Source organism: Pseudomonas sp. WS 5071 (genome assembly GCF_012985765.1).
Taxonomy (GTDB): Bacteria; Pseudomonadota; Gammaproteobacteria; order Pseudomonadales; family Pseudomonadaceae; genus Aquipseudomonas; species Aquipseudomonas lundensis_A.
The window spans coordinates 1-592 of the sequence record NZ_JAAQWY010000091.1; the positions used below are offsets into that span (position 1 = coordinate 1).

General features: G+C 46.3%; 2 rRNA genes. Both read right to left on the minus strand.

The window, feature by feature from the left end:
- Positions 1–251: 251 nt before the first annotated feature.
- Positions 252–367: ribosomal RNA gene (gene rrf / locus HBN61_RS22350) — 5S ribosomal RNA — on the minus strand.
- A gap of 107 nt (positions 368–474) precedes the next feature.
- Positions 475–590 (minus strand): 5S ribosomal RNA (rrf, locus tag HBN61_RS22355).
- Between the last annotated feature and the right edge of the window lie 2 nt (positions 591–592).

Here is a 592-nt window from a genome sequence, read left to right on the forward strand (position 1 = left end):
GCCCCTGTTGCTGTCAAGCGGTTATTTTAAGATGTTTTCAAAGTTTCCTCTGTAACATCAACCACTTGCGCTTTCGATCTCTCGTCAGCGGGAGGCGAATTCTACAGCGTTACACGCTGCTGTCAACCCCACTTTATTCTTTATTAATCAGGTTAGTGACCCGATTAACTGCACACGCTTTTTACAAAGCTTGTACTTATACAAAAACAAAATCCCTGTCTGCGTGAGCAGACAGGGATTTTGGAATTCAATCTTGACGATGACCTACTCTCACATGGGGAAACCCCACACTACCATCGGCGATGCATCGTTTCACTGCTGAGTTCGGGATGGGATCAGGTGGTTCCAATGCTCTATGGTCGTCAAGAAATTCTGTGACAGATCCGTTACTGCATAACGTGCCTGTGAAAACTTGGGACTTCTACAAAAACAAAATCCCTGTCTGCGTGAGCAGACAGGGATTTTGGAATTTAATCTTGACGATGACCTACTCTCACATGGGGAAACCCCACACTACCATCGGCGATGCATCGTTTCACTGCTGAGTTCGGGATGGGATCAGGTGGTTCCAATGCTCTATGGTCGTCAAGAA